We start from the raw sequence: 21519 nt of genomic DNA, 5'->3' as shown, positions 1-21519 counted from the left end.
CGTCGAGGTGGGCGAACGTCGTCGCCGGGGCCGGGTCGGTGTAGTCGTCGGCCGGGACGTAGATCGCCTGCAGCGAGGTGATCGAGTGACCGCGGGTGGAGGTGATCCGCTCCTGGAGGACGCCCATCTCGTCGGCGAGGGTCGGCTGGTAACCGACGGCGCTCGGCATGCGGCCGAGCAGCGTGGAGACCTCCGACCCGGCCTGCGTGAACCGGAAGATGTTGTCGATGAACAGGAGGACGTCCTGCTTCTGCACGTCGCGGAAGTACTCCGCCATCGTGAGGGCCGACAGAGCGACACGCAGACGCGTCCCCGGCGGCTCGTCCATCTGGCCGAAGACGAGGGCGGTCTGGCCGAGGACGCCGGCCTCCTCCATCTCGACCATGAGGTCGTTGCCCTCACGGGTGCGCTCACCGACGCCGGCGAAGACGGAGACACCACCGTGGTCGCGGGCGACACGGGCGATCATCTCCTGGATCAGCACGGTCTTGCCGACACCGGCGCCACCGAACAGACCGATCTTGCCACCCTGCACGTAGGGGGTGAGCAGGTCGATGACCTTGATGCCGGTCTCGAACATCTGCGTCTTGGACTCGAGCTGGTCGAAGGCCGGCGCCGAGCGGTGGATGCCCCAGCGGTCCTTGACCTCGAGGGTCTGGCCGGGCTCGAGGTTGAGGCAGTCACCGGTGGTGTTGAAGACCTTGCCCAGGGTCACGTCGCCCACGGGGACGGTGATCGGGCCGCCGGTGTCCTGCACCGCGGAGCCGCGGACCAGGCCGTCGGTCGGCTGCAGGGAGATGGCGCGGACCATGTTGTCGCCGATGTGCTGGGCGACCTCGAGGTTGATGTTCTTCTTCTCGCCCGAGAGCTCCACCGTGGTGGTGAGCAGGTTGTACTGCTCGGGCATCTCGCCAACGGGGAACTCCACGTCGACGACGGGGCCGATGATGCGGGAGATCCGGCCGACGCCGCCGGCCACGGAGCCGGCCGTGCCTTCGGTAACAGTCGCAGTCATTTCCTGGTTTCCTTCTTACTTGGCGTCCGCGAGGGCGCTGGCGCCGCCCACGATCTCGCTGATCTCTTGGGTGATCTCGGCCTGACGGGCCTGGTTGGCCAGCCGGGTGTACTTGCGGATGAGCTCCTCCGCGTTGTCCGTCGCGGACTTCATCGCGCGCTGGCGCGCCGCGAGCTCGGAGGCCGCGGACTGCAGCAGGCAGTTGAAGAGACGGGCGGTGACGTACTTCGGCAGCAGGGCGTCGAGCACCTGCTCGGCCGACGGCTCGAACTCGTAGAGCGGGAGCACGTCGTCCGGCGCCGGGGGCTCCTCGCCCTCGACGACCTCGAGCGGCAGGAGGCGGATGACCTCGGGCTCCTGCGTCACCATGTTGACGAAGCGGGTGAACACGACGTGGACCTCGTCCAGGCCGCCCTCCTCGTGGCCGAGGACGAAGTCGGCGACGATGCGCTCACCGATCTCGCGGGCCGCCTCGAAGGTCGGGCTGTCGGAGAAGCCGCTCCACTCGGCGGCGAACTCGCGGCGACGGAACTTGTAGAAGCCCGAGGCCTTGCGACCGACGAGGTAGGGCACGACCTCCTTGCCCTCGTTCCGCAGCTTCTCGGCGAGCCGCTCGCTCTCCTTCAGCACGGAGGAGGAGTAGGCGCCGGCCAGGCCGCGGTCGCTGGTGATGATCACGACGCCCGCGCGGCGCACCGTCGGGTGCTCCGTGGTGAGCGGGTGGTCGACGTTGGAGTACGTCGCGACGGCCGAGACCGCACGGGTGAGCGCCCGCGCATACGGGCTGGATTCCTTGACCCGCTGCTGGGCCTTCACCACGCGCGAGGCTGCGATGAGCTCCATCGCGCGCGTGATCTTCTTGGTCGCCTGGACGGACCGGATGCGCTGGCGGTAGACCCGCATCTGCGCTCCCATAGCTTTCCGCCTCTCCTAAGTTTCGCTGCTGAAGTTCCGGTATGGCGATCGCTCGCCGGGCGAGGTGGCCGCCGGGGACGCGGTGCGTCCCCGGCGGTCGACCTCAGTGCTTCTGCTTGACGATCTGCTCCTGCTCGACCTCGTCGGCGCCGATCTCGCCGGCCTCCGGCTCGTGGCCCAGCGGGACCTCGTCGGCGCCGGTGGCCTGGAACTGGTCCTTGAACGCCTTGACGGCGTCCTCGAGGCCCGAGCGGGTCTCGTCCTCGAACTTCTTGGACTCGCGGATGGCCGAGAGCAGGCCCGACTTCTCGCGACGCAGGTAGTCAAGGAACTCGGTCTCGAAGCGGGACACGTCCGTGACGGCCACGTCGTCGATCTGACCCGTGGTGCCGGCCCAGATGGAGACGACCTGCTCCTCGATCGGGAACGGGGCCGACTGGCGCTGCTTGAGCAGCTCGACCAGACGCGCACCCTTGGCCAGCTGCGCACGGGAGGCCGGGTCGAGGTCGGAGGCGAACATCGCGAAGGCCTCCATCGCACGGAACTGCGCGAGGTCCAGCTTCAGGCGGCCGGCCACCTCCTTCATCGCCTTGATCTGCGCGGCGCCACCGACACGGGAGACGGAGACACCCACGTCGATCGCCGGGCGGACGTTGGAGTTGAACAGGTCGGCCTGGAGGTAGATCTGGCCGTCGGTGATGGAGATGACGTTGGTCGGGATGTAGGCCGACACGTCACCCGCCTTGGTCTCGATGATCGGCAGACCGGTCATCGAGCCCGCACCGAGGTCGTCGGAGAGCTTGGCGCAACGCTCGAGCAGGCGGCTGTGCAGGTAGAACACGTCACCCGGGTAGGCCTCGCGGCCCGGCGGGCGGCGCAGCAGCAGCGACACGGCGCGGTAGGCCTCGGCCTGCTTGGACAGGTCGTCGAAGACGATGAGGACGTGCTTGCCCTGGTACATCCAGTGCTGGCCGATGGCCGAGCCGGTGTAGGGCGCGAGGTACTTGAAGCCTGCCGCGTCGGAGGCCGGGGCCGCGACGATGGTGGTGTACTCCAGCGCGCCGGCCTCCTCGAGCGTGCCGCGGACGGCAGCGATCGTGGAGCCCTTCTGGCCGATGGCGACGTAGATGCAGCGGACCTGCTGGCTCGGGTCGCCGGACTCCCAGTTCTGCTTCTGGTTGATGATCGTGTCGATCGCCACCGCGGTCTTGCCGGTCTGACGGTCACCGATGATCAGCTGACGCTGGCCACGGCCGATCGGGGTCATGGCGTCAACGGCCTTGAGGCCGGTCTGCAGCGGCTCGTGGACCGACTTGCGCTGGACCACGGTCGGGGCCTGGAGCTCCAGGGCGCGGCGGGTCTCACCCTTGATCTCGCCGAGGCCGTCGATCGGCTGGCCGAGCGGGTTGACGACGCGGCCGAGGAAGTCGTCGCCGACGGGGACCGAGAGGACCTCGCCGGTGCGCTTGACCTCCTGGCCCTCCTCGATACCGGAGAAGTCACCGAGGATGACGACACCGATCTCGTGCACGTCGAGGTTCAGCGCGATGCCGAGCGTGCCGTCCTCGAACTGCAGCAGCTCGTTGGTCATCGCCGAGGGCAGGCCCTCGACGTGAGCGATACCGTCACCGGCGTCGGTGACGCGGCCGACCTCTTCGCGGGAGGCCGCGCCGGGCTCGTAGGACTGGACATAGCTGTCCAGTGCGTCCCGGATCTCCTCCGGACGGATCGTGAGCTCCGCCATCAGTGTCTCTCTCCTCTGGTGCGGTCCTTCTCGGACCGGTGTTGACAAGCGTGAAGGTGTGCTGGTGGTGCCGTGCGCTGCCGGCGAGGTGTGCCGCTCAGCCGGCCAGGAGCCGGCGCGCGGCTTCCAGACGACGCAGCATCGTGCCGTCGACGACCTCGTCGCCGATCTGCACGCGGATGCCGCCGATGACCGCAGGGTCGACGACGACGTTGACCTGGACCGGCCGGCTGTAGAGGCCGGTCAGCGCCTCGGCCAGCCGACGACGCTGGGCGTCGTCGAGCGCGACGGCCGAGGTGGCCGTGGCGGTGAGCTGCTCACGACGCTTGGCCGCGACCTGGAGGTAGAGCTCGATGGTGCGGTCGAACCGGCGGCCACGGGGGGCCAGCACCGCCTGGCGGGCCAGGCGGACGGACTCGGCGGACGCCTTGCCCTGCAGGAGCCGACCCACGAGGTCGGCCTGCGCCCCGCGGCTGGCGTTGCGGTCGGCGACCGCGTCGCGCAGCTCGGCGGTGCCGGCCACGACCCGGGCGAAGCGGAACAGCTCGTCCTCGAGCGCGTCGAGCCGGCCACCGGCCTCGGCGGAGGCGGTGACGGTCTCGACGGCCAGGAGCTCGAGGGCGTCGGTCAGGTCACGCTCCTCGGACCAGCGCTGGGCCACCAGCTCGGAGAGCACCGAGAGGGCGGCGTCGCCGACCTTGCCGCCGAAGAGCCGGCCGACCAGCTCGCGCTTGGCCGAGGCCTCACGCGAGGGGTCGGCCAGCGCCCGGCGGAGCGAGGCACTGGAGTCCAGAGCACCGCTGATGCCGAACAGGTCCTCGGCCAGGGCCGACCAGTCGGCCCCGGTCCCGAGCGCCGCGGTGAGCGCGTCGTGCCCGGCGATGAACGCAGCGCGCGAGGAGCCACGCATCAGATGCCCTGCCCGTGCTCGCCGGAGCCGGCGGAGACGGCCTCGGGACGGATCGAGCCGGACTCGAGCTCGGCGAGGAACCGGTCGACGATGCCCTTCTGACGGACCTCGTCCTCCAGCGACTCGCCGACGATGCGGCTGGCCAGGTCGGTCGAGATCCGACCGACCTCGCTGCGCAGCGAGATGAACGCCTGCTGGCGCTCGGCCTCGATCTGCTTGTGCGCAGCCTCGGTGATGCGCGCGGCCTCGGTCTGGGCCTGGGTGCGCATCTCCGCGACGATCGCGGCGCCCTGCTCGCGCGCCTCCTCGCGGATGCGGGCGGCCTCGGCGCGGGCCTCGGCGAGCTGAGCCTTGTACTGCTCGAGCGCCGCCTGCGCCTCCTGCTGGGCCTCCTCCGCCTTGTGCATGCCGCCCTCGATGGCGGCGGTGCGGTCGGCGTAGGCCTTCTCGAGGTTGGGCACGACCTTCTTCTGCACGATGACGTACAGGATGGCGATCGCGATGAGGCCGAAGATCAGCTCGCCCCAGTGGGGCAGAACCGGGAGCTTGTCGGCCTCACCAGCGGTCGCCAAAGCCGCGACGTGCGACGTGCTGGCGAAAAGCTGCACGGGGTTCTCCTAGTGCCTTGGTGCCAAAAGTGGTGCTACGGGTGGTGGTACGTCAGCCCTTGAAGACGAAGGCGAGAACCAGACCGAAGATGGCGAGCGCCTCGGCGAGCGCGAAGCCCAGGATGGCGATGGACTGCAGCATGCCGCGAGCCTCGGGCTGACGGGCGACGCCGTTGATGTAGGCGGCGAAGATCAGGCCGATGCCGACGCCGGGGCCGATGGCGGAGAGGCCGTAGCCCAGGATCGCGATGTTACCGGTCACGATGTCTTCCTCTTTCGTTCTTGGTGTCCCGCGCGGCACGTCACCGCCCGGAAGTCTGTGTGGTGTGTCAGGTGTTCAGTTGTGGGTCACGCAGCTGTGGGTGGCGACGGTCAGTGCTCGTCGGCCAGGGCGCCGGCGATGTAGGTCGCGGCGAGGAGGGTGAAGATCAGCGCCTGCAGGAACTCGATCAGGGCCTCGAAGATGGTCATGACGAACGCCATGCCGAAGGAGCCGACCGAGACGATCCTCAGGCCGAAGGAGCCGTGCAGGAGCATGTACTCGCCGCCGGTGATGAACAGCAGCAGGAGCATGTGGCCGGCGAACATGTTGCCGAAGAGTCGCAGCGCGAGCGTCAGCGGCCGGGTGATGAAGTAGGTCATCAGCTCCAGCGGCACGATCAGCGGGAGGATCCCCTTGGGCAGGCCGTCCGGGATCATCGACTTGAAGTAGCCGGCGAAGCCGTGCTTGCGGAAGCCGAGGTAGTGGTAGGTCACGTAGACGACGAGCGTCAGGGCGATCGGGAAGCCGACCCGGCTCATGGTCGGGAACTGCACCGGCGGGATGACGCCGAACAGGTTGTTGACCAGGATGAGCACGAACATCGAGAACAGCAGCGGCACGAACCGCAGGAAGTCCTTGCTGCCGATGATGTCGCGGGCGATGGTGTTGCGGACGAGGTTGTAGACGCTCTCCGTCATCCACTGGGACTTGCTCGGGACGACAGCCGCGCGGCGCGTGGTGGCCACGAGGACCCACCCGATGAGCCCGACGGACAGAAGGATGACCACCGCGGCGCGCGTGATGGCGAACGGGCCGTCACCGATCAGCGGCTGGTAGAACTCGGCCGGGGTCGGCGACTGGAATCCACTGCCTTCGGCCGGCAGGCCGCTCAGCGTGGCCAGCACGTTCAGGCTCACAGGGTCTCCTCGAATTGCGACGAACCATTCAGGGGGGCGGAGGCGCCCCGGGGGACCGCTGCGACAGCACCGGTCATCACGCAGCGCGCGCTCGTGCGCGCCACGGAAGTCACTTCGACGTACCGTACCTGAACCACACGAGGTACAGCGACGTGGCCATCCCCACCAGAAGCCCCACGACGACCAGGAACGCCGTGCCCAGCCAGCGGTCCAGCAACCAGCCGATCCCGCCGAAGAGCACCGGCCCGGCAATGAGGTACGAGACGACGCTCCACGCGGCGGACTCCTCCAGCCGAGGGTGTCCCGCATCGGGGTCCGGCGGCCCGCTCGGACCGGGTGAGGTCGGGTGATCGTCGCTCATGGACTGCTCCTCGGTTCACCATGTCACTCCCCCGTCTCCGGCGCACCCGGGGAGGCGGGGGCGTCGTACACGTTCTTGCGCATCCGCACGAAAGCGACGACCTGGCCGACCTGCCAGACGAGGGTGACGGCGAGCGCGGCGATGCCGAAGGCCGTGCCGTCCAGCCAGCTCGCGCGGGACAGGCTGATGATGACGATGCCCAGGAAGAGGACCTGGCCGAGGTAGACGGCGAGGGCTCCGGCGAGCAGCGACAGCGGGTTGGCGTTGGTCACCCGCTTCATGACCGCGAGGCCACCGGCGAAGAAGGCGATGGTCACGACGACGGCCAGCAGGGCGGCCACTCCGGCCCGGCCCCCGCGGGCGACCCAGAGGGCGATGACCACGAGCGGTGCGGCGACCAGGGACGGCACCAACGCGCCGCGCAGCATCGCGGCGAAGGGTGCAGCGGGTGCCGGGGCTGGGTGCTCGGTCATGTCTGGCCTTGGCTGGTCGTGGGCGTCTGGACGGCGTCTCGCGACGGGCGGTGCGGCCTCGCAGGGACCTGTTCGACGGGGCTCACAGGGTTCTTTGAGGTGCTTGTGAAAGGTATCACAAGCGCTGGTGGGGCCTCCACCTGGGGAGGCCAACTGTGAGGATCACCGCAAGCAGGCAGGCCGCGAGGATCACGGTCAGGGACACCCAGATGTCCACCCCTGGGAAGGCGAAGGACACCGCGCCGAGCGAGACCACGGCCGCCCACAGGTAGAGCAGGAGCACCGCACGGCGGTGGCCGTGCCCGATCTTGAGCATCCGGTGGTGCAGGTGGCCGGCGTCCGGGTGCCACGGCCGCATGCCGGCCCTCGTCCGCCGGACCACCGCCAGCAGCACGTCCAGCAGGGGCAGCGACAGGATCGCCAGCGGCAGCAGGATCGGCAGGAACGCGGCGGTCACCTCGTCCTTGCTGACCGAGGAGGGGTCGACGTTGCCGGTCATCGAGATGGTCGCCGCCGCCAGCAGCAGGCCGAGCAGCAGCGCCCCGGAGTCACCCATGAACAGCCGCGCCGGGTGGAAGTTGTGGGGCAGGAAGCCGGCGCAGCAGCCGACCAGCGCGGCGGTGACGAACGTGGCCGAGGAGAACACGTTCGGCGGGTCGTAGCTGCGCGAGAGCAGGTAGGAGTAGACGAAGAACGCCAGCGCCGCGATGCCGACCACGCCGGCGGCCAGGCCGTCGAGGCCGTCGATGAAGTTCACCGCGTTGATCGAGATGATGACGATGACGATCGTCAGCCCGACCAGCACCGGCGTCGGCAGGATGGTGACCCCGAACAGCGGCAGCTGCAGCAGCTGCACGCCCTTGAAGGCCATGATCCCCGCGGCGAGCATCTGCCCGGCCAGCTTGGTGATCCAGTCCAGCTCGCGCATGTCGTCCAGCGCGCCGACCGCGCAGACGATCACCGCCCCGGCCAGGATCCCCATCGGCTCCCCCGTCGGGAACACCTGCGAGAGGTAGGGCAGCTGGCTGGCCACCAGCCAGGCCGAGCCGAAGCCGATGAGGATGGCCACTCCCCCGAGCCGCGGGATCGGGGTGGCATGCACGTCGCGGTCGCGGACGGGCGTGAAGGCCCCCGTCGCGACCGCGACCCAGCGCACGAAGGGGGTCGCGACATACGTCATGGCCGCGGCCACGACGAAGACCAGGAGGTACTCCCGCACTCAGGTGCCTCGTTCGCTGTGGAGGTGGGTGCTCTACCCGCGAGCGTATGCCGGGAAGCGGCTCACGAGGTCGCCCACCTCCGCGCGCACGTCCTTGGCGACCGGGTGGTCGGGGTCGCCGTCGGTCTGGGTGACGGCGCGGTGGATGAGGTCGGCGATGACCTTCATCTCCTGCGTGCCCATGCCCTGGGTGGTGACCGACGGGGTGCCGACGCGGATGCCCGAGGCGGTGTTCGGCGGCTGCGGGTCGAAGGGGATGGCGTTCTTGTTGAGGACGATGCCGGCCGCGTCGGAGCGCGCCTCGGCGTCCTTGCCGGTGACGCCCACGCCCTGGAGGTCGTGCAGCGACAGGTGGGTGTCGGTGCCGCCGGTGATCGGGCGGATGCCCTTCTCCCCCAGCGAGGCCGCGAGCTGCTGGGCGTTGGCGATGACCTGGCGGGCGTAGGTCTGGTACTCCGGGCGCAGGCACTCGCCGAAGTTGACCGCCTTGGCCGCGATGGCGTGCATCAGCGGACCGCCCTGCATCATCGGGAACACGGCCTTGTCGAGCTTGGCGGCGTGCTCCTCCTTGCACACCAGCGCGCCGCCGCGGGGGCCGCGCAGGACCTTGTGCGTGGTGAAGGTGACCACGTCGGCGAAGGGCACCGGGCTGGGGATGGCCTGACCGGCGACGAGGCCGATGAAGTGCGCGGCGTCGACCCAGAAGATCGCGCCGACCTCGTCGGCCACCTCGCGGAAGAACTGGAAGTCGATCAGGCGCGGGATGGCCGAACCGCCGGCGATGATGACCTTGGGCTTGTGCTCGCGGGCCAGGTCGCGCACCTGGTCGTAGTCGATGTCCTCGGTGTCCTTGTTGACGCCGTAGTGCACGGCGTTGAACCACTTGCCGCTGAAGGAGACCTTGGTGCCGTGGGTCAGGTGGCCGCCGTGCGGCAGCGACATGGCCAGAATGGTGTCGCCGGGCTGGCAGAAGGCGCCGTAGACCGCCTGGTTGGCGCTGGCGCCCGAGTGCGGCTGCAGGTTGGCGTGGTCGGCGCCGAAGAGCTTCTTGGCCCGCTCGATGCCGATGCTCTCGGCCTTGTCGACCTCGGAGCAGCCACCGTAGTAGCGCCGGCCCGGGTAGCCCTCGGCGTACTTGTTGGTCAGCGTCGAGCCGAGCGCCGCGAGGACGGCCGGGCTGGTGAGGTTCTCGCTGGCGATGAGCTGCAGGCCGCTGCGGACCCGGTCCAGCTCGGACAGCAGCACGCCCGCGATCTCGGGGTCCTGCGCCTGCAGCGCCCCGAAGTCGGGGCCGTAGAAGGTCTGGTCAGCGGTCATGCGTGCTCTCCGGTCGGGCTGGGAGTGGGCGAGGGCAGTCTGCTCGCGGCCACTCTATTGCGTCCCGCTGCACGCTCGACGGCGGTGTCCGCGCCGGACCGGCTCAGCCCAGCAGCGCGATCAGGGCCTGCGCGTCCACCGGCGCCCGGACCTTGGCGTCGTTGTCGAAGTAGACGACGACGTCGGCCCCGGCGGCGGCCCAGCTGCGCACCTTCGCGGCCCACCGGTGCAGCGCCTCGGGGGTGTAGCCGCTGGTGTAGAGCTCCTGGTCGCCGTGCAGGCGGACGTAGACCAGGTCGGAGGTCACGTGCTCGAGCAGCGGCCACCTCCCGGCGGTGTCGGCGACCACGAGCGCGACGTCATGGCGGCGCAACAGCCCCGGCACGTCGGGGTGGGTGAAGCTGTGGTGCCGCACCTCGAGGGCGTGGCGGATCCGGGCGGGACCGCAGCCGGGCGACGGCGTGGCCAGGACCCGGTCGTCGGCCAGCTTGTCGTCGTGGCCGTGGGCCAGGGCGGCCGCCTCGTCCTGGGTGCGCGGCAGCTGGTTGAAGAACGCGGCCAGCCGGTCAGGGTCGTAGCCCAGCGTCGGCGGCAGCTGCCACAGCACGGGGCCGAGCTTGGGGCCGAGGGCCAGGACCCCGGAGGCGAAGAAGTTGGCCAGCGCGGTCTCCACCCCGGCGAGCTTCTTCAGGTGGGTGATGAACCGGCCGCCCTTGACCGCGAAGACGAAGCCGTCCGGGGTCTCGTCCCGCCAGGTCGCGTAGCTGGAGGGGCGCTGCAGGGAGTAGAAGGAGCCGTTGACCTCGATCGAGGTGAGCCGGGATGCGGCGTAGGCCAGCTCCTCGCGCTGGGGCAGCCCCGGCGGGTAGAAGGTGCCGCGCCACGCCGGGTAGCGCCACCCCGAGATCCCGACCCGGACTCTCCCCATGACCGCAGGCTAGACGCACTCGGCCACCCGCTGCCGACCGTGGGTGGTGGGCCCTCACGGGCCGAGTGCGCGGGCCGGTCACGCCCGCGTCTGTGAGTTGTCCCGATTCGCCTGCGCGGGATGCACCCATCGGTCATCCTGTCTCGGGCTCGCCGCGGGAGCGAGACGGACATGTAGGGGATCTGTCATGTGGCGCCTTGTGCTCGCGGTCATGGTCGCAGCAACGTTCCTGCCCCTGGGCCTGCCCACGGGCCTGCCCACAGGCCACGCGACCGCCGTGACCACGTCCGGCGCGGTCGTGGCGACGACACACGCGGCGGCAAGCCGAACAGCCCAGCGTTGTCCCGTCCCGGCCGGATCGCTCGTCCGCCGCGCACCCGGCACCGGCAAGACGGTCGCCCTGACCTTCGACGACGGGGCCTCCGGGGACGCCGCCGCCATCCTGACCGTGCTGAACCGGTACCACGTGCGGGCCACCTTCTTCGACACCGGCCAGCATGATGCCCGGTACCCGGCCGTGGTCAGGGAGCTGGCCGCCAGTGGCATGGTGCTGGGTGACCACACGTGGGACCACTACTACCCCACCCAGGTGCGTGGCGGCTGGTCCCGGAGCTACCTGCGCGACCAGCTGGCGCGCACCCGCAACCAGCAGCAGGCCCTCACCGGGCACCCGACGTGCTTCTTCCGACCGCCGGGCGGCTACACCGACAACGTGCTCGCCGTCTCCAGGTCCCTGGGCATGTCTGCGGTGATGTGGAGCGTGGACTCCCGCGACTGGGCCGCACCCGGGCACTTCTCCCCGGCGTACCAGCGCACGATCCTGGCCAACGCCACGGACCTGCGCTACGCCGACCGTGACCACCCCATCGTGCTCATGCACGCCGGCAAGGCCAGCCACGAGCCCGAGTCCCAGGTCCACGCCTACCGCGGCAACACGATCGCGGCGCTGCCCGCCGTCATCCGCTGGTACCGCGCCCGCGGCTACCGGTTCGTCGACATGTTCGGCAACGCCGCCCCGGCCCGGTGACCGCCGAGGACACCGCTAGACGCGCAGCTCCGTCTCGCCGAGCACCTCGCGCAGCTGGTCGGCGCTGACCCCGCCCTCACGCAGCACGACCGGCACCTCGCCGGTGCAGTCGACGATGGTCGAGGGGACGTTGCCCGAGGTGGGTCCACCGTCGAGGTAGACGCTGACCGCCGCGCCGAGCTGGGCCGCCGCGTCGGTGACCGAGGTGGCCGCGGGCTGGCCGGTGATGTTGGCGCTGGTGACCGCCATCGGCCCCACCGCGTCCAGCAGCGCGAGGGCGACGTCGTCCTCGGGCATGCGCAGCGCCACGGTGCCGTTGGTGTCCCCCAGGTCCCACATGAGCGAGGACTGGGCCAGCAGGACGATCGTGAGCGGGCCGGGCCAGAACGCCTTGACCAGCTCGCGGGCATAGGCCGGCACCGAGGTGGCCAGGCCGTCGAGCGTGCGCGGGTTGGGCACGAGGACCGGCGGCGGCATCTCGCGGCCCCGGCCCTTGGCGGCCAGCACCGCGGCCACGGCATCAGGCGAGAACGCGTCGGCCCCCACGCCGTAGACGGTGTCGGTGGGCAGCACGACGACCTCGCCACGGCGGACGGCCTCGGCGGCCTCCGCGACGCCCGTGGCGCGGCCGTCCTCGGTGGTGCAGTCGTAGACGGGACTCATGGGGCGAGCCTAGGGGCGCGCACGGCCACCGTCGCACGGGGCCGCCCGGTGAGGTCGTGCTCGTCGTGCACGTCGGCCCAGCAGCCGGCGGCCCGCAGCGCGGCGGGCAGGCTCTCGCCCTGCACGTCGGCGTGCTCCATGACCAGCACTCCCCCGTCGCGCAGCAGCACGGCGGCCCGGGCGGCCACGGCGAGCGGGATGGCCAGGCCGTCGGCGCTGCCGCCGTAGAGCGCGAGCTCGGGGTCGTGGTCGCGCACCTCCGGGTCGAGCGGCACCGCGCCGACCGGGATGTACGGCGGGTTGCTCACCACCACGTCGACCGCCTCCTCGAGCTCGGGGAACGCGCTGGTCGCATCGCCCTCGCGCAGGTCGACGTCCAGCCCGAGGTCGTCCCGGTTGCGCGAGGCCCAGGCCACGGCCAGCCCGGACAGCTCGACCGCGTGCACCCGTGCCGCCGGGACCTCGTCCTTGACGCTGAGCGCGATGGCCCCCGACCCGGTGCACAGGTCCACCACGACGGGGACGTCGAGACCCTCACACGCCTGGATCGCCAGCCCGGCGACCACCTCCGTCTCGGGCCGCGGCACGAACACCCCCGGCCCGACGGACAGCTCCAGGCGGCGGAACCCGGCCCGGCCGGTGAGGTGCTGCAGCGGCACCCGCCGGGCCCGCTCCTCGACCAGGTCGGCCAGGCCCTCGGGTTCCGGGGCTCCGAGCACCATGAGGCGCTGCACCTCGGCCGGGGTGGTCCCCAGGGCGAGGGCCGCGAGCGCGACGGCGTCGACGTCGGCGCTGCCGACCCCCGCCTCGTCCAGCCGGCGGGACGCCTCGCGGACCGCGGCGCGCAGGTCGCGGGTCACGCGCCGGCCGTGCCCCCGGCCACGGCAGCCATCCGGGCGGCCTCGTCGGCGTCCACGGCCGACTGCACCATCGGGTCCAGGTCCCCGTCGAGGACGGTGTCCAGGTTGTAGGCCTTGTAGCCGGTGCGGTGGTCGGAGATGCGGTTCTCCGGGAAGTTGTAGGTCCGGATCCGCTCGGAGCGGTCCACCGTGCGGATCTGGGACCGTCGTGCCGCGGAGGCGGCCTCGTCGGCGGCGTCCTGCGCGAGCTGGTGCAGGCGGGCGCGCAGCACGCGCATCGCCGACTCCTTGTTCTGCAGCTGGGACTTCTCGTTCTGGCAGGACACGACCACGCCCGTCGGGAGGTGGGTGATCCGCACCGCCGAGTCGGTGGTGTTGACGCTCTGCCCACCCGGGCCCGAGGAGCGGTAGACGTCGACCTTGAGGTCGTTCGGGTCGATGGTCACCTCGACCTCGTCGGCCTCGGGCATCACGAGGACCCCTGCCGCGGAGGTGTGGATGCGCCCCTGCGACTCGGTCACGGGCACCCGCTGCACGCGGTGGACGCCGCCTTCGTACTTCAGCCGGGCCCACGGCGCGTCGCCCGGCTCGGGGGTGCCCTTGGCCTTCACCGCGATGCGGATGTCCTTGTAGCCGCCGAGGTCGGACTCGGTGGCGTCGATGACCTCGGCCTTCCACCCGCGGCGCTCGGCGTAGCGCAGGTACATGCGCACCAGGTCGCCGGCGAACAGCGCGGACTCCTCACCACCCTCGCCCGCCTTCACCTCGAGGATGACGTCGCGGTCGTCGTCGGGGTCGCGCGGGACGAGCAGCCGGCGCAGCTTGTCCTCGGCGGCCCTCTCGACCTCCTGCAGGGAGGGCAGCTCGGCGCGGAAGGCCTCGTCCTCGGCCGCCAGCTCGCGGGCGGCCGCCACGTCGTCGCGGGCTGCGTGCCACGCGTGGTAGGCGGCCACGGTCGGCGCCAGCGCGGCATACCGCTTGTTGAGCTTGCGGACCAGGTCCTGGTCGGCGTGCACCGAGGGGTCAGCGAGCTGCCGCTCGAGGTCGGCGTGCTCCTGCACGAGCGCGGCGGCGGACTCCAGCATCGGTGGCTACTCCAGGGTGGGGCGTGGCGGGAAAAAGCGACGCCGGCCCCCTGACCTCGACAGGTCAGGGGGCCGGCGTGCGGGAGAGCTACTTGGCGGCCTTCTTGCCGTAGCGGGCCTCGAAGCGGGCCACACGACCACCGGTGTCGAGCAGCTTCTGCTTGCCCGTGTAGAACGGGTGGCACTGCGAGCACACGTCGGCGTGGATCTGGCCGTTGGTGGCAGTGCTGCGGGTCTGGAACGTCGCGCCACAGGTGCAGGTCACCGTGGTCTCGACGTAGGTGGGGTGCAGGTCCTTCTTCAACGTGTCTCCTCGAGATAGGGGGGCTCACCGGGTCGCTGCCCTCGGGTGGGCAGGCGTGAACCGGCAGCCAACACATCAGTGTGCCAGATCAGGCACGTATGCCGAAAACGCCCGCCGGGCCGGGGACATTCCCGGGGCTCAGACCGGCTCGGGCAGCCTGGCGAGCGGCAGCTCGATGACCACCTCGGTGCCCTCGCCCTCGGTGGAGCTCAGCGTCAGGGTGCCCTCGTGCCCCTCGACGATGGTCTTGACGATGGCCAGGCCCAGGCCCGTGCCCGGGATCGCCTGGGACGTGGCGTTGCTGGCCCGGAAGAAGCGGACGAAGAGTCGTTCGAGGTCGGCTGCGGGGATGCCGATCCCGTTGTCCCGGCAGCGGATCCGCACGACGCGGGTCGCGTCCTCGGAGTCCTCGCCGGCCCCTGGCAGCTCGACGGACACGGTGACCGTCCCGCCGGAGCGGGTGAACTTGACCGCGTTGGAGACCACGTTGACGAGTGCGCGGTCGACCTGGGCGCTGTCCGCGGAGATCACCGCATCCTCCGGCACCGGCCCGATCCGCAAGGTGACCCCCGCGGCGTCGGCCATCGGGGCCAGCGAGTCGCCCACGTGCTTGACGAGGTCGGCGACCTCCACCGGGCGGACCACCGCGCGCAGCCCCGTCGACTCGATCCGGTTGAGCACCAGCAGGTCCTCGATCAGGCCGCGCAGCCGCACGGTGTTGCGCTCGATGATGCTGAGCATCGAGGCCTGCTGCGCGGACAGGTCGCCCACGTCGCCGTCACGCAGCAGCTCGAGGTAGCCGGCGATCGAGGTCAGTGGGGTGCGCAGCTCGTGGCTGACCGTCGCCATGAAGTCGGTCTTCTGCTGGTCGAGGCGCTCGAGGCGCTCCACGTGCTCGGCCTGGTGGGCGTCGTACTCGCCCTGGACGATCGAGCGGGCCACGAAGGTGGCCGACTGCTGGACGGCGTTGACCTCGGGCGCGGACCAGTGGCGCGGGCCGTCGAGCATCATCAGGGCGATCACGCCCAGCACCCGCTCACCCAGGCCGACGGGGGCCAGGATCACCGCACGGGCACCGGTCGCCCGGCTGAACATCTGGGCCCGTTCGGCCTCCTGGACCCGCGGGTCGAGGAAGTCCGCCAGCGCCGAGGCTGTGGCCGACCCCCACATCTCCTGCGCCAGCTCCACCTCGTGACGCAGCAGCTCCTCGGGCAGGTCGGGCAGGTCCGCCAGCCCCGAGCGGTGCCACTGGCGCCCATGCCGGACCACCCGGTCGGTGTCGATGATGTGGAAGAGCACCCGGTCCACGGCCAGACCTTTGCCGAGGGCCGCGCAGGTGGCCTCGATGGCCTTGTCCGCCGACGGCGCCGCCCGCACGATGCGGGCCGCCTCGCGGGTGAGCTCGTGCATGAGCAGCGCCTCGGCCTGGGCCAGGCTCAGGCTGACGTTCTGGGCGATGAGGGCGTTGAAGTCGGCCGCCAGCTCGCGCACCTCCATCGCGCCCTGGTCCTCCCGCGCCCGCGCCTCGTGGTCGCCGGCGCGCTGGCGCCGGACCACGCTGCGCAGGTTCCGCAGGGGCCGGGTCACCGAACGCGACACCCGGTTGCCCAGGAGCAGCCCAACGGCCAGCGCCAGGGCGGTGATCAGGGCGAGCACCACCGTGTTGCGCGTCAGCTGGGCCCGGGCACTGGCGCGCAGGACGATCGACTCGCTGGAGACCTGGTCGCTGATCTGCCCGTTGGGGACGCGGAAGGCGTCGAAGAGGTCCTTGCCATGGGAGAGGTCGATGCCCTTGCCCTGCTGGGCGCGCAGGCGTGCCTCGTCGGCATAGGCCCACCACTCCTCCAGGGCCAACGCCTCCTGGTCGACCAGGGCGAGCAGGTTGTGCTCCTCGTCCCCGCGCGCCCGGTCGAGCTGCAGCGAGTGGCGCACCATGGCGATGTCGGCCACCGCCCGGTCGTGGGCGCCCCAGTAGGGCTCGAGGAACCGCAGGTCGCGGCTGGAGGCGTAGCCGCGCAGGCCGCTCTCGGCGTCGGTCATCGCCTGCAGCGCATCGGCGTTCGAGGTCAGGGCCGGGCCGATGGACAGGGTGAGCCGGTCGACGTAGCCGTTCTCCTGCTGCAGGCCCGCGAAGGCCACGCCGGCGATGACGAGCATCAGCCCGCACAGGATGGCCACCAGCATCCGCAGGCGCTGGGCCACCGGCCGGCGGCTGTTCACTCCACCCCGCCGTCCGCCCCGGCAAAACCCTGACGCGTCATGGTGCCCCACACGTGCGTGCCCCGGCGCAGGCCGGCCCACCAGCCCTCGACCCGCCACCACGCGGTCAGCTGGCGGTAGCCGAGGTTCTCGGCCACCGACGCCAGGAGCGTGGCGCCGAGGTCTCGCCAGCGGGGGTACTTGTGGAACGACAGCTCCTCCACGGCCATCGCGGCCAGGGTGACCACGATCGCGTAGCCGTAGGCGACGAGCACGAACAGCAGGGCGAACCGGAGGTTGACCAGGCCGAGGGCCAGGCCGAGCGGCACCAGGACGACGCCGGCGAGCTCCAGGGCCGGCGCCAGCAGCTCGAAGACCCAGTACCACGGCAGGGCGACCATGCCGATCCGGCCGTAGCGCGGGTTGAGCACCATGCCGCGGTACTTCCACAGCACCTCCCACAGCCCTCGGTGCCAGCGGCGACGCTGGGAACGCAGCACCTTGAGGCTCGCGGGCACCTCGGTCCAGGAGACCGGCTCGGAGACGAACTCCACGCGGTAGTCCCGCTTGGTGCGTCGCATGTAGCGGTGGATCCGCATGACGAGCTCGAAGTCCTCGCCGATGCTGCCCGTGTCGAGGCCCTGCACCTCAACCAGCACGTCGCGACGGAACAGCCCGAAGGCGCCACTGATGAGGATCAGCGCACCCAGCCGCGACCAGCCGGTGCGCCCGAGCAGGAACGCCCGGAGGTACTCCACGATCTGGACCCGGGGCAGCCACTGCCGGGGGGTGCGGATGTCGACGATGCGCCCGGCCACGACGGTGCAGCCGTTGGCGGCCCGCACCACGCCGCCGGTGGCGACGGTGCGGATCGGGTCGTCGGCGAAGGGCTTGGCCACGGTCAGCAGGGCGTCGGGGTCCAGCAGCGAGTCGGCGTCGACCATGGCCACCAGCGGCTCGGAGGCAGCGTTGATGCCGACGTTGAGGGCGTCCGTCTTGCCGGAGTTCTCCTTGCGGACGGCCACGAGCCGGGTGCGCCCGTCCCCGGGCACCCAGACGTCGAGGACGCGGGCCCTGACCGGCACGTCCTGCGGCAGCTCCCGGTCGACCCGGACGAGGTCGAAGGCCTCCCGAAGCCGTTCGAAGGTGTCGTCGGTGCTGCCGTCGTCGATGACGACGATCTCGTGCCGCGGGTAGCGCAGCGCGAGCATCGCCTGCACCGCCGGCACGATGCCGGCCGCCTCGTTGTAGGCCGGGACGAGCAGGGACACCCCCGGCGCGAGCTGGCTCGACACGGTCTCCTCGCGCCCGGCGTGCTCGAGCCGACGCAGGTGGGCGACGAACCCGCCGGCGGCCATGAGGATCAGCAGCAGGTAGGAGGTGTTGATGACGAGGAAGTAGACGAGGACCGGCACCTCGAAGGCGTGCAGCAGCCAGGTCACGACCCCGCGGGTCGACTCCAGGAGGGCGTCGAGGTTCACGCCAGCGCCCGCTCTCCCGAGCGCAGCCGTGCCAGCTGCAGCGCCCCTCGGGCCGCGGTGGCGGCCGGGGTGCCCTCCGGCACGCCGGTGAGTCGCGTGATACCGCTCGGGCCGAGCTGGACGAGCGCGTCGGCGGCGATCTGGGCGAGGCGGCGGTCGGGGTCGGCGAGCAGCCCCGCCAGCGCGTCCGCGGCCAGGGGGTGCCCGACCTCCCCGAGGGCCGCAGCGCAGGTGCGCCGCAGCTCGACCGGCTCACCCCCGGCGGTATGCCGCGCCAGGGTCGCCACGTCGTCGCCTCCCCCCACGAAGCCGAGGGCTGCCGAGGCCGTCGCGCGCACCTCGGGGTCGGGGTCGGCGTCGACGAGCTCGCGCAGCCGTGGCGCGGTGGAGACGAAGGTGCCACGTCCGGCGACGAGCGCCGCGGCGTTGCGCACGGTCGGGTCGTCGCTGTCGAGGCCCTCACGCAGGGCGGCCGCTCCCCCGGTGCCCATGGCCAGCAGGGCCTCCGCGGCGAGGAAGGCCGGGACCCCGACGTGCCCGCGCACGCTGTGCAGGGCGCGCAGCACGTCCCCGGCGGCGACCGGGTCCCCGATGGCGCCGAGGGCGCGGACCGCGACCAGGCGAACCTCGGCCGACCGGTCCCGCAGCAGGGGCAGCAGGTGGGGCACGTGCGACCGGTCCCGGACCAGGCCCAGCAGGTAGGCGGCCCGGGCGCGGGTGACCACCGAGCGCGCCCGCAGCTCGGACAGCGCCCGGTCGATGTCGCCGTGCTCGCGCAGCACGAGGACGAGGTCCTCGACCGGCTCACCCCGCACCTTGGCCAGCATCGCGGTCACCGCCGGACCGACGGTGCGCCAGGCCTGCGGGTCGACCGCCAGCAGGTGGGCCATGGCCGCACCGTCGTCGTCCTCCCCAGACCCGAGGACGAGCAGCGACATCCGGTGCGGCGCCAGCGCCGCCTCCATGACCCGCTCCCGCCGGGTCCGGGCCAGCTTGGCCGCGACGACGAGCACGGTCAGCCCGAGCGCTGTCAGGGCGACCACGACGCTGACGCCGATCAACAGGCCCTGGGTGATCACGCCTTGACCCGGGCCAGCACGACGTTGACCCGGTGGAGGAGCTCGCGAGGGCTGAAGGGCTTGATGACGTAGTCGTTGGCGCCCGTGGCGAAGCCGGCGTCGACGTCGGCGTCACGGGACTTGGCGGTGAGCAGGATGACCGCGAGGTCGGACGTGCCCGGGTCCTGGCGGACCTTGCGCAGCACGTCGATGCCGGACAGGCCGGGCATCATCACGTCGAGGACGGCCAGGTCCGGGGGGTTGTCCTGGATCGCGGCGAGGGCGGCGGCGCCGTCGCTGACGGCCTCCACGGCATACCCGGCCTGGCTCAGCTTGAAGACGACGAGGTCACGGATGTCCCTGTCGTCATCGGCCACCAGCACGCGCACGTCCGACGACATGTCCTCACCGCTCCCCTGCTCGCCCGTCAGCGGGACAAAAATATCGGAGCCTGACCGGGATTTCTCCCGATCAGGCTCCGAATTGGGCGTTCAGTTACCTCAGTTGTCGTCGTCGCCCTGGATCGAGGACGTCTTCTGGACCTGCATGAGGAACTCGACGTTGCTGCGCGTCTTCTTCAGGCGGTCGATGAGCAGCTCGATGCCCTGCTGGGAGTCGAGCGCGGACAGCACCCGGCGCAGCTTCCAGACGATCTTGAGCTCCTCGGCCGACATGAGGATCTCCTCGCGGCGCGTGCCCGAGGGGTTGACGTCCACGGCCGGGAAGATGCGCCGGTCGGCGAGCTGGCGCGACAGACGCAGCTCCATGTTCCCGGTGCCCTTGAACTCCTCGAAGATGACCTCGTCCATCTTCGAACCGGTCTCGACGAGCGCGGTCGCGAGGATGGTGAGCGAGCCACCGTTCTCGATGTTGCGGGCGGCACCGAAGAAGCGCTTCGGCGGGTACAGCGCGCTGGAGTCCACACCACCGGACAGGATCCGGCCGCTCGCCGGGGCGGCGAGGTTGTAGGCGCGGCCGAGGCGGGTGATCGAGTCGAGCAGCACGACGACGTCGTGGCCCATCTCGACGAGGCGCTTGGCACGCTCGATCGCCAGCTCGGCGACCGTGGTGTGGTCCTCGGCGGGACGGTCGAAGGTGGAGGCGATGACCTCACCCTTGACCGTGCGCTGCATGTCCGTGACCTCCTCGGGGCGCTCGTCCACCAGGACGATCATGAGGTGCGCCTCGGGGTTGTTGGTCGTGATCGCGTTGGCGATGGCCTGCAGCACCATCGTCTTGCCGGCCTTGGGCGGGCTGACGATGAGGCCGCGCTGGCCCTTGCCGATCGGCGCGACGAGGTCGATGAGCCGCGTGGTCAGCATGCCCGGCTCGGTCTCCAGGCGCAGGCGCTCCTGGGGGTAGAGCGGGGTGAGCTTGCCGAACTCGACGCGGGCGCGCGCCTGCTCGGGGGTCATCCCGTTGACCGTGTCGAGGCGGACCAGGGCGTTGAACTTCTGCCGCGAGTTGCCGGGCTGCTCGCCCTCGCGCAGCGCCTTGACGGCACCGGTGACGGCGTCACCCTTGCGCAGGCCGTTCTTCTTGACCATGCCCAGCGGGACGTAGACGTCGTTCGGGCCGGGCAGGTAGCCGCTGGTGCGCACGAACGCGTAGTTGTCGAGGACGTCGAGGATGCCCGCGACCGGGACGAGCACGTCCTCGTCGGTCACCATCTCGGGGCTGTCCTGGAAGTCGTTCTCACGACCGCCGCCACGACGCTTGCGGTCGCGGTAGCGCTGACGACCCCGGCGGCGGCCGCCGCGCTCGTCGTCGTCGAAGTCGTTGCCGCCGCTGCGACGACCGTCGTTGGTGCGGCCCTCGCCGGCGCGGTCGGTGCGGTCGTTGCGCTCGGTGTGGTCGACGCGCTCGCCGCGGGTGTCGTTGCGGTCGTTGCGGTCGGTGCGCTCCTGGCGCTCGCCCCGACCCTCGTTGCCCCGCTCGGCCCGGTCGCCGCGGTTGTCGCGGTTGTCGGTGCGGTTGTTGCGGTCGGTGCGCTCACCGCGGGTGTCGCCCCGCTCCTGGCGCTCGCCACGGTTGTCGGCACCGCGGTCGGCGGAGCGGTCCTCGCCCCGGGCGTCGTCGCGCTCGGCGGTGCGCTCGGCGCGGCCACGCAGATCGCGTATCTGCTGGTCTTCGCGGACATAGGCGCGTTCGTGCGCATCTACCTCGTCGACGT

The 21519-nt window shown here is 71.2% G+C and carries 22 protein-coding genes; 1 reads left to right on the top strand and 21 read right to left on the bottom strand.

Going from position 1 to position 21519, the window contains the following annotated elements; translation table 11 throughout:
- The 12 genes from atpD to VF825_RS01335 all read right to left on the bottom strand — a co-directional run.
- On the bottom strand, positions 1-1015 hold a 1015-nt coding region (gene atpD, locus VF825_RS01390; protein WP_331109347.1), incomplete at its 3' end, for a F0F1 ATP synthase subunit beta.
- 15 nt (positions 1016-1030) lie between these two features.
- Entirely contained in the window at positions 1031-1930 is a 900-nt protein-coding gene (locus VF825_RS01385; RefSeq protein ID WP_331109345.1) for a F0F1 ATP synthase subunit gamma, read from the bottom strand.
- Positions 1931-2033: 103 nt separating this feature from the next.
- Positions 2034-3674, bottom strand: coding sequence for a F0F1 ATP synthase subunit alpha (atpA, locus tag VF825_RS01380; RefSeq protein ID WP_331109343.1), 1641 nt, complete (start codon positions 3672-3674; stop codon positions 2034-2036).
- Positions 3675-3771: 97 nt separating this feature from the next.
- Positions 3772-4584, bottom strand: a complete 813-nt coding sequence (locus tag VF825_RS01375) for a F0F1 ATP synthase subunit delta (RefSeq protein ID WP_331109341.1) — start codon at positions 4582-4584, stop codon at positions 3772-3774.
- A complete protein-coding gene (locus VF825_RS01370) occupies positions 4584-5192 on the bottom strand; it encodes a F0F1 ATP synthase subunit B (RefSeq protein WP_331109338.1) in 609 nt (202 codons plus the stop codon). The genes VF825_RS01375 and VF825_RS01370 overlap by 1 nt, the downstream gene beginning before the upstream one ends.
- Positions 5193-5244: 52 nt before the next feature.
- Positions 5245-5454, bottom strand: coding sequence for an ATP synthase F0 subunit C (atpE, locus tag VF825_RS01365; RefSeq protein WP_331109336.1), 210 nt, complete (start codon positions 5452-5454; stop codon positions 5245-5247).
- Between the two features lie 110 nt (positions 5455-5564).
- A complete protein-coding gene (atpB, locus tag VF825_RS01360; protein ID WP_331109334.1) occupies positions 5565-6371 on the bottom strand; it encodes a F0F1 ATP synthase subunit A in 807 nt (268 codons plus the stop codon).
- A gap of 109 nt (positions 6372-6480) precedes the next feature.
- Positions 6481-6732 carry an AtpZ/AtpI family protein gene (locus VF825_RS01355; RefSeq protein WP_331109332.1) on the bottom strand — a complete coding sequence of 84 codons (252 nt, stop codon included), beginning with the start codon at positions 6730-6732 and terminating at the stop codon, positions 6481-6483.
- Positions 6733-6755: 23 nt separating this feature from the next.
- Positions 6756-7205, bottom strand: coding sequence for a hypothetical protein (locus tag VF825_RS01350; RefSeq protein ID WP_331109330.1), 450 nt, complete (start codon positions 7203-7205; stop codon positions 6756-6758).
- A 115-nt stretch (positions 7206-7320) separates the two neighbouring features.
- Positions 7321-8424 (bottom strand): MraY family glycosyltransferase, encoded by a 1104-nt coding sequence (locus tag VF825_RS01345; RefSeq protein ID WP_331109328.1) that lies wholly within the window; start codon positions 8422-8424, stop codon positions 7321-7323.
- Positions 8425-8457: 33 nt separating this feature from the next.
- Positions 8458-9741, bottom strand: a complete 1284-nt coding sequence (gene glyA / locus VF825_RS01340; protein WP_331109326.1) for a serine hydroxymethyltransferase — start codon at positions 9739-9741, stop codon at positions 8458-8460.
- 103 nt (positions 9742-9844) lie between these two features.
- Positions 9845-10669 (bottom strand): DUF72 domain-containing protein, encoded by an 825-nt coding sequence (locus VF825_RS01335; protein WP_331109324.1) that lies wholly within the window; start codon positions 10667-10669, stop codon positions 9845-9847.
- A 187-nt stretch (positions 10670-10856) separates the two neighbouring features.
- Here VF825_RS01335 and VF825_RS01330 point away from each other — a divergent pair, with 187 nt between their 5' ends.
- A complete protein-coding gene (locus tag VF825_RS01330; RefSeq protein WP_331109322.1) occupies positions 10857-11696 on the top strand; it encodes a polysaccharide deacetylase family protein in 840 nt (279 codons plus the stop codon).
- A 15-nt stretch (positions 11697-11711) separates the two neighbouring features.
- Here the strand turns inward: VF825_RS01330 and VF825_RS01325 are convergent, their stop codons facing one another.
- The 9 genes from VF825_RS01325 to rho form a co-directional block, all read right to left on the bottom strand.
- Positions 11712-12359 carry an L-threonylcarbamoyladenylate synthase gene (locus VF825_RS01325; protein ID WP_331109320.1) on the bottom strand — a complete coding sequence of 216 codons (648 nt, stop codon included), beginning with the start codon at positions 12357-12359 and terminating at the stop codon, positions 11712-11714.
- The gene (gene prmC / locus VF825_RS01320; RefSeq protein ID WP_331109318.1) at positions 12356-13219 is read right to left on the bottom strand and encodes a peptide chain release factor N(5)-glutamine methyltransferase; all 864 of its coding nucleotides are present in this window, start codon (positions 13217-13219) and stop codon (positions 12356-12358) included. The genes VF825_RS01325 and prmC overlap by 4 nt, the downstream gene beginning before the upstream one ends.
- Positions 13216-14304: a peptide chain release factor 1 gene (gene prfA / locus VF825_RS01315; RefSeq protein ID WP_331109316.1), complete on the bottom strand. Its 1089-nt coding sequence runs from the start codon at positions 14302-14304 to the stop codon at positions 13216-13218. Before prfA ends, prmC begins: the two co-directional genes overlap by 4 nt.
- A gap of 88 nt (positions 14305-14392) precedes the next feature.
- Complete coding sequence (rpmE, locus tag VF825_RS01310) at positions 14393-14608, bottom strand: 50S ribosomal protein L31 (protein ID WP_141789140.1); 216 nt, start codon at positions 14606-14608, stop codon at positions 14393-14395.
- A 138-nt stretch (positions 14609-14746) separates the two neighbouring features.
- Positions 14747-16810: an ATP-binding protein gene (locus VF825_RS01305; RefSeq protein WP_331109311.1), complete on the bottom strand. Its 2064-nt coding sequence runs from the start codon at positions 16808-16810 to the stop codon at positions 14747-14749.
- Positions 16811-16824: 14 nt separating this feature from the next.
- Positions 16825-18288, bottom strand: coding sequence for a glycosyltransferase family 2 protein (locus VF825_RS01300; protein ID WP_331109309.1), 1464 nt, complete (start codon positions 18286-18288; stop codon positions 16825-16827).
- The gene (locus tag VF825_RS01295; RefSeq protein ID WP_331109307.1) at positions 18285-19367 is read right to left on the bottom strand and encodes a HEAT repeat domain-containing protein; all 1083 of its coding nucleotides are present in this window, start codon (positions 19365-19367) and stop codon (positions 18285-18287) included. Before VF825_RS01295 ends, VF825_RS01300 begins: the two co-directional genes overlap by 4 nt.
- Positions 19364-19747, bottom strand: coding sequence for a response regulator transcription factor (locus VF825_RS01290; RefSeq protein WP_331109305.1), 384 nt, complete (start codon positions 19745-19747; stop codon positions 19364-19366). Before VF825_RS01290 ends, VF825_RS01295 begins: the two co-directional genes overlap by 4 nt.
- A 99-nt stretch (positions 19748-19846) precedes the next feature.
- Positions 19847-21519, bottom strand: a 1673-nt coding sequence (gene rho / locus VF825_RS01285; RefSeq protein WP_331109303.1) for a transcription termination factor Rho, incomplete at its 5' end; no start/stop codon positions are given.

The sequence above is a fragment of the Oryzihumus sp. genome (assembly GCF_036391795.1).
Lineage (GTDB): Bacteria > Actinomycetota > Actinomycetes > Actinomycetales > Dermatophilaceae > Oryzihumus.
This window is presented reverse-complemented; position numbering and strand designations above follow the sequence as displayed.

Bases quoted from the DNA above. Each gene is read 5' to 3' on its own strand.
- VF825_RS01385 (WP_331109345.1), bottom strand. From the start codon at position 1,930: ATGGGAGCGCAGATGCGGGTCTACCGCCAGCGCATCCGGTCCGTCCAG.
- atpA (WP_331109343.1), bottom strand. From the start codon at position 3,674: ATGGCGGAGCTCACGATCCGTCCGGAGGAGATCCGGGACGCACTGGAC.
- VF825_RS01375 (WP_331109341.1), bottom strand. From the start codon at position 4,584: ATGCGTGGCTCCTCGCGCGCTGCGTTCATCGCCGGGCACGACGCGCTC.
- VF825_RS01355 (WP_331109332.1), bottom strand. From the start codon at position 6,732: ATGAGCGACGATCACCCGACCTCACCCGGTCCGAGCGGGCCGCCGGAC.
- VF825_RS01350 (WP_331109330.1), bottom strand. From the start codon at position 7,205: ATGACCGAGCACCCAGCCCCGGCACCCGCTGCACCCTTCGCCGCGATG.
- glyA (WP_331109326.1), bottom strand. From the start codon at position 9,741: ATGACCGCTGACCAGACCTTCTACGGCCCCGACTTCGGGGCGCTGCAG.
- VF825_RS01335 (WP_331109324.1), bottom strand. From the start codon at position 10,669: ATGGGGAGAGTCCGGGTCGGGATCTCGGGGTGGCGCTACCCGGCGTGG.
- VF825_RS01330 (WP_331109322.1), top strand. From the start codon at position 10,857: ATGTGGCGCCTTGTGCTCGCGGTCATGGTCGCAGCAACGTTCCTGCCC.
- VF825_RS01325 (WP_331109320.1), bottom strand. From the start codon at position 12,359: ATGAGTCCCGTCTACGACTGCACCACCGAGGACGGCCGCGCCACGGGC.
- prfA (WP_331109316.1), bottom strand. From the start codon at position 14,304: ATGCTGGAGTCCGCCGCCGCGCTCGTGCAGGAGCACGCCGACCTCGAG.
- VF825_RS01290 (WP_331109305.1), bottom strand. From the start codon at position 19,747: ATGTCGTCGGACGTGCGCGTGCTGGTGGCCGATGACGACAGGGACATC.